General features: G+C 51.8%; 5 protein-coding genes and 1 pseudogene. 2 read left to right on the forward strand and 4 right to left on the reverse strand.

Annotation, left to right across the window (positions count from 1 at the left end; translation table 11 throughout):
* Positions 1-566: 566 nt before the first annotated feature.
* Positions 567-1,370: a DUF4225 domain-containing protein gene (locus ACTJJI_RS24970; RefSeq protein WP_440656009.1), complete on the forward strand. Its 804-nt coding sequence runs from the start codon at positions 567-569 to the stop codon at positions 1,368-1,370.
* Here ACTJJI_RS24970 and ACTJJI_RS24975 read toward each other — a convergent pair.
* The 3 genes and pseudogenes from ACTJJI_RS24975 to ACTJJI_RS24985 all read right to left on the reverse strand — a co-directional run bounded on the left by ACTJJI_RS24975 (position 1,348) and on the right by ACTJJI_RS24985 (position 2,804).
* On the reverse strand, positions 1,348-1,671 hold the full coding sequence (locus ACTJJI_RS24975; protein ID WP_440656011.1) for a hypothetical protein: 324 nt from the start codon (positions 1,669-1,671) through the stop codon (positions 1,348-1,350). The genes ACTJJI_RS24970 and ACTJJI_RS24975 overlap by 23 nt on opposite strands.
* A gap of 72 nt (positions 1,672-1,743) precedes the next feature.
* A pseudogene (locus tag ACTJJI_RS24980) lies at positions 1,744-1,920 on the reverse strand (IS3 family transposase); the annotation flags it as partial.
* 410 nt (positions 1,921-2,330) lie between these two features.
* Entirely contained in the window at positions 2,331-2,804 is a 474-nt protein-coding gene (locus ACTJJI_RS24985) for a hypothetical protein (RefSeq protein WP_440656013.1), read from the reverse strand.
* A 360-nt stretch (positions 2,805-3,164) separates the two neighbouring features.
* Here ACTJJI_RS24985 and ACTJJI_RS24990 point away from each other — a divergent pair, with 360 nt between their 5' ends.
* Positions 3,165-4,088: an IS5 family transposase gene (locus tag ACTJJI_RS24990; RefSeq protein ID WP_440656024.1), complete on the forward strand. Its 924-nt coding sequence runs from the start codon at positions 3,165-3,167 to the stop codon at positions 4,086-4,088.
* Positions 4,089-4,246: 158 nt separating this feature from the next.
* Here the strand turns inward: ACTJJI_RS24990 and ACTJJI_RS24995 are convergent.
* The coding region (locus ACTJJI_RS24995; RefSeq protein ID WP_440656015.1) for an RHS repeat domain-containing protein at positions 4,247-6,595 on the reverse strand (2,349 nt) is incomplete at its 5' end.

Here is a 6,595-nt window from a genome sequence, read left to right on the forward strand (position 1 = left end):
AAGTAGCACCCTCCGCTACGCGTCGGGCATCTCTGATGCCTGTAGTTACAACATACAAAAGACTTTGATTACCTCACCGTGCACAGCGGCAACACCAGAGCCGGGACTCACCACTGAAAAGCGGCCGCGCCCGGGCCGAAGGCCCGGAACACCGTCGCTTTTAATGATGGATGTTGTAACTAGAATTCTGAGTGGCTGTGAGTAGTGTCGCTGGAGGTTTTGAGTATACGCCCGTAAGCGGACCTGACGGCCCGCTAACGCGGAGATACGCCCCGACTGCGGCTACGCCTTGTCGTGACCACTCCGACGGCGCAGAGATGCTTCTACATCGCGATTAGCGGGTTATGGCTTTGCAGAGAAGGGGGGGGATGATAGCGATCCTCTATCGATCATCCGGCTGCGCCGGGCTACGGCGCCACTAACCATCAAAGCCACATTCAGCTCTAGCTGGCGCCTTTATGCCGCGATGCGGCATCAGTAAGTTCTGCTGGACAGCGTACCCATTTTTTGTTGTCAAAAATCGTTTCGGGAATATGCTTTCAGAAAAAGATAAACGAGGCGATAAAATGGACACGTTGCTTTTACCCGGCCAGAATCCCCGAGCCTGGGCGGAAACCATGATCGACCTGGAGGCCAGGAAACTGGTTGATACGGCCAACACGGTAGCGGCTATGCATCTTCAGGATGGTTTTACTCGAATTCAGTTTGTGGATGAGATCAGGGCATTCATCATGGCCCAGTTTGAGGCCGCGCGTCGGGCAAAAACGGATGATGACTGTTTGGCCTGCCTGCAGGCATTACGCGCAGAGAACACCAGTCTGCTCGAACAGTCCCGTTCGCTCAAAACCGGCTATGCAAAACTTTATGCCGAGGTGAAGGTTGTCCGGGACGAGAACAAAATTGTGGGTTACATCATTTCAGCGGTCGACGTCGTGGTGGCCGGGGCGGCCATCTTTGGTGGGATCGTCATGATGTCCTCGGTGACGCCGGTGGGTGTTGTGGCCGGCGCGGTGATTGTCGTAAATGGCTTCAACACGATTTCACGGGAAGCCGCGCGCAATCTCCTTGGTGATAAACAAACGGAGGGGATATTTGCTGACGGATCGATGGAGTTCGCTGAATTTATGGGCTTCAGCCGGCAGCAGGGTCTGGGGACCTTTAAGGCTGTCACTCTCTTCAGCGAAGTCTACGGCGCTTATGGCCTGAGGCTTAAACCAGAAGCACAACGGCTGTGGTACTGGACCAGGCCCGATTTCTTCAGGAAAGTATCCGGCACGCCCCGTCCCGCGATGGCGCTGAAAATTGCGGGATGGGGGGTTAAAGCCAAAGTGGCGCTTGATTTACTGACTATCGAGCCTTCCGGGACATAGTCTTCTGCAGGCGGAATGCTTTCCAGCCAAGCGCAGGTGGAAAGGTCACCCAGGCAATGATCAGGACTACAAGGGAACTCATGCCCCCGGAAAGAATGTGTGTCCGGCTGCCGGCAATGAGGGTGACCAGCATAACCAGAACCAGCGCGAAAGTGATCCATATCGACACCCGGAAGCGCCGTGAAAGCGCATCGATGAGGTCTTGTATGGTGCCTCCGCCTGCTGAAAGTCGGCCCTGTAAATTGTCCACTTCACTCTTGCTGAAACCTGCCTCAAGCAGGTCTTTCTCACTGATAACCATGACGTCCTCCCTAATCAGGCGAAAGTATACTGCATCAGAACACTAATCCCCATGTGGGCAGCATTGTAGTGGTCAACAAAAACTGGCCACAGCTTTAGAGTTTTTCCAGAACAATCGTTCTGATTCATTCGGCGTCAAGCCACCATTATATTGATGGGGTCTGAGCTGGCTGTAATATCCTGTGATGTAATTCGTTATTGCCGTGCAGGCTTCGCTAAAATTCACGTAGCCATTATCCGGTACGCGCTCTGCCGGCGCTCAATTCTGAAAGCATGCACCGGCGTGCATGGTTATTCATCCGGGCAGAAGTTATCTGCGCCGTTCTGCGCGTTTCCGGGCGGGAAAGTGCGGGGTTTTGCGGCTCAGGCGGCGAAAACGCGCAGAGGGCGCTTCGGCGGTGCCTGGAACGGATGTTATGGTAAATTGGTGCCGTTTGAAAAATTGAATTTATCCTATGCTAGGCTTTGTTATTAGGCATTCATTGAAGTTTATTTATTGGTTTCTTTGCATGTTATTTAAAGTGTTGGTGTGATTTTTACGAAGATAAATACTGTTGATTATTTGTTTTAATTAGGAATTGACGACGTTTTATTTTAACTTATCGTTGGTTGGTTTATTGGAAGTAATTACAGGGGGGAATTACTTCCAAATAAAAATATTCAATACAATCTTGATATAACAGCCCCACTTTGGACCTTATCACCTTTGAAGCCTCCAGCTCCTCTGGACTCAACATTAGACGCACCCGAGATGTTTGAGTTTTTAACTGAAGGGGAATATAAATAAATTGTCCAACTTTCGCTATTAAGTGCAGCACCAGAAAAACTAATCTGCGTAACTCCAGGGATGTCGTTCACTGAGCCACCATTTAGTATGCCTAGAGATTGAGAGTCAATTGAAACCTTACCATCCGGAGATATAGTCAAAATATCACCTCTCTGTAATCGATATTTTTCTGAAGGGGTACCAGAACTAATGTAATTTCCTTTGGATGTAACAATATAGGAAACGCTTTCATCTTTTGGTATCCAATCTTCTTTTTTTTTCACCTTGTATAAACATAGAATCACCTCATAATGTTGATTATTATCGAATGCAGTATTTCTTTCTTCATGGCATTGTAAAAACGACACCACCTTCAGTATAGAACATGATTTTTTACACGTTTTAATTTATAAAAAAATCACTCATTTATATGATATTTATAGCTAAATTCCACAAGATGCGGCTGTGCTTACTCTACATTATGCGATCAACTTCACCGTACACTTGGTCGCCATCTGAGAGCCAAAACTTCCCATCCTCCAATCGGATAAAGACTTATCCCGTACTCAAGGCTGGGGTTTGGGGAGTAACAGAACAGTAAACGCCGTTAATAGGTTATTTAAAATGGCCATTAATTTATTAATCAATACAGGCTTTGTTGAATAAATCGAACTTTTGCTGAGTTGAAAGATCAGATCACGCATCTGCCCGACAACACAGACCGTTCCATGGCAAAGCAAAAGTTCAAAATCACCAACTGGCCCACCTACAACAAAGCCCTCATCAATCGTGGCTCCGTCACCTTTTGGTTGGATGATGAGGCTATTCAGGCCTGGTATGAGCCAGCAACGCCTTTATCCCGGGGAAGACCTCGGCGTTATTCTGACCTTGCCATCACTACTGCCCTGGTGATTAAACACGTATTCCGGCTGACCCTGCGGGCTGCTCAGGGTTTTATTGACTCCATTTTTACCCTAATGGACGTTCCGTTGCGCTGCCCGGATTACACCAGTGTCAGCAAACGGGCAAAGTCGGTTAATGTCAGCTTCAAAACACCCACCCGGGGTGAAATCGCGCATCTGGTGATTGATTCCACCGGACTGAAGGTCTTTGGTGAAGGCGAATGGAAAGTCAAAAAACACGGCAAAGAGCGCCGTCGTATCTGGCGAAAGCTGCATCTGGCTGTTGATGGCAAAACACATGAAATCATCTGCGCAGACCTGTCACTGAACAACGTAACGGACTCAGAAGCCTTCCCGGGTCTAATCCGGCAAACTCACAGAAAAATCAAGGCAGCGGCAGCAGACGGGGCTTACGACACCCGGCTATGTCACGATGAACTGCGGCGTAAGAAAATCAGCGCTCTTATCCCACCCCGAAAAGGGGCAGATTACTGGCCCGGTGAGTACGCAGATCGTAATCGTGCAGTAGCGAACCAGCGTCTGAGCGGGAGCAATGCACGGTGGAAATGGGCAACAGATTATAATCGTCGATCGATAGCAGAAACGGCGATGTACAGAGTAAAGCAACTGTTCGGAGGTTCACTGACGCTACGGGACTATGATGCCCAGGTTGCAGAGGCTTTGGCCATGGTGCGTGCGCTGAACAAAATAACAAAGACAGGGATGCCAGAAAGCGTGCGTATTGCCTGACAGCAGCAAACAGCTATAGGTATGTTTACCCCAAATCTGATTTATTCAACAAAGCCTCTCCTAACCATCAAGGCTTCGTGAACAGACAGAAACTGCAACATTGGCTCAGAGCGCTTTAACCATATCGGCGTGCTGGCACCGAAATATAAATTTAGGGTTTAATGGGTGTTGCCTATTCTACTTAATGTAACTTTATTACCCTTTAGGGTATACAAAAGCCTCATTGCGCCCCTGCCTTTTTGGCCATGAAAACCCGGTAAATCGGCTGACCAAAATGATTGATTATCTTCATCATGAATTGTTAACTTATGCAATTTCCCTTTCCCGTCTGCTAATTTATCTATAGTGCTGATGAGTATTTTCATGTCTTTTTGATTTGGTAGTTGATGCTGTTCCAGAAAATTATCTTTATTTACTATTTCATAGCTCCGAGTATGGCTCTTTGGGGCAACGGATTGACTCAGCGGTTCATTTGATAATTCAATTTTTTCCTTCAAAGCTTTTTTCTGTTTCACTTGCACAGGATTCTGAAATTCTGCATTGTCAATATGGGAGGGTGATGATTCACTGCCTCCCTCTCTCCTGGTTCCAATTCTTATGTAAGGGATCTTGTTTTCATGAAGTAATGTTCCCGGGGCGTCACTGTCAAGATATCCTTTCACATCATTAACTTTTCCTTCTGGAACCAAATAGCCATAGTAGTTACCATCGGGAGCAATTTCCGCACCAAATACCGGACGTATTTTTGTTTGGCGATAATCCCGCTCATATATTTCATGAATAAAATTTTTTATTTTGTTTTTTTCATCACCAGTCTTACCATGTTGTTCAGATTTACTGGTGCTCCAGTTATTCAGCTGGCGATTAAAATCTTTTTCTTTCTGCAACTGTTTTTTTCCCCGAATCTGGCGCTGAAACCTGACAGTTATCATCGCTACCGTCACCACAAGCACGATAGCCGCAACAATATATGTCGCATTTTCTGACATCTCGCCGTTTCGATCATAAAAGATTACCGGATTATTTCTGCAGAACCGGAACAGATTGCCGCCGTCAATCAGCCCGCCCGGGTCCGCGGAGAGCCAGCGGCCGCTCTCTGCCTGATAATAGCGCCAGCCGTAGTACAGCAGCCCCGTCGCATCCCGCTCCTTCCCGCTGTAGCGCCGGGTGCGGTCTGTTGTTTCTTCTGCCTCCTCGTCCGCCCCCGCGCTGCCCCCGTACGGGTAATACTCTTCCCGCGCGGTCACATGACCGTCGCTGTCTGTCTCCCCGCTCACGCTCCCCAGGTGGTCCGCAAAGCCGTAGCGCAGGTGCACTTCCTCCTTCAGCCCGTCGTGGATAACCCTCACCCCGCCGGCCTCCGTCACGCGGATATCCAGCTGCACGCGGCTTCCCAGCACGCGACTGCGCGTTTCACACCCGCCGGCGTACGTGGTGACTGACGTTTGTGTCCCGCCCGCAACTTTTGTCACCCTGACCTTGCGCACCCGCGTGCCGGGGTCCGCGTAGCGGTAGCTCTCTGCATCATCCTGCTCATCCGCCTCCCGGCTTACGGGCGTCACGCGGCTCAGCTGGCCGTCCGCGAGCCAGGCCAGTAACCGCCCGTCGTCCAGCGCTTTCCTCAGCCCGCCCGCCAGGTACGCCCCGTGCGGGTCCGCAGACGGTGGCTGCCCGCTCTCCTGCGCCACACCCCGGTTGCTTCGCGACGACACCGCCGTGACCTGTGTCCAGCCGCTCACCCCGGTGTGTGTCTGCTTTATCCGGTTATCCCCGTCGTCGTACTGATATGTCTCTTCGTACGGGCTCCACTCTCCGCCCGCCGACGGGTCAATATGCTCCCGGGGCAGAGGGCCCCGGCGCTGTGCGCGCATCACCCGTTCCCGCCCGGTGGCGGAGACCAGGCGGGACAGCGTGTCGTACCCGTACTTCCGCAGCCCCGTGGCCTGCTGATTGTTGTGCCACGCCGGGTCGGTCCCCTTATCTTCCAGCGTCAGAATATTGCCCGCCGGGTCATAACCGTAGTGCAGGTCGCTGATTAGCAGCGCGCCGGCCGGGTGACTCGCCGGACGCCGGACCGAGTGTCGGGTCAGGTACTGCGTGCGGGCGTCGTATTCGTATTCTTCGGTGATACCGTTGCCGGCCGTCTGTGACAGCACCACGCCGTCGGCGCGGTACAGGATATCCCTCAGCGTCACAACCTCTTCAGACGGCGTGCCGGGCTTCGGTGTATAACGCACACGGGTCTCACGGACCGAACCGTTGACGTCATACGCGGTCAGCGTGGTCACCCCTGCGGCGTTGGTCTGCGACAGCGCGGCGCCGGTGGCGTCGTATGTCCCGCTGACGGTCAGCGGCGCCTCCGTCCCGGGCGGAGAGGCGGCTGACCAGTCGGGCGCCGGCGCGCCGGCGGGGAGCAGCCGTTGCTCACTTTTCAGGGGCTGCCCGGTCAGGGCCACGCTCAGCGTCTCCGTGAGTCCGGCGTTGTCATAGCGCACCGCTGCGGTACC

Origin of the sequence: Enterobacter sp. 22466 (assembly GCF_052044775.1) — a bacterium.
GTDB classification, from domain to species: domain Bacteria; phylum Pseudomonadota; class Gammaproteobacteria; order Enterobacterales; family Enterobacteriaceae; genus Enterobacter; species Enterobacter dissolvens.

Coding starts and splice junctions, on each gene's coding strand:
- ACTJJI_RS24970 (WP_440656009.1), top strand. CDS start 567: ATGGACACGTTGCTTTTACCCGGCCAGAATCCCCGAGCCTGGGCGGAA.
- ACTJJI_RS24975 (WP_440656011.1), bottom strand. CDS start 1,671: ATGGTTATCAGTGAGAAAGACCTGCTTGAGGCAGGTTTCAGCAAGAGT.
- ACTJJI_RS24990 (WP_440656024.1), top strand. CDS start 3,165: ATGGCAAAGCAAAAGTTCAAAATCACCAACTGGCCCACCTACAACAAA.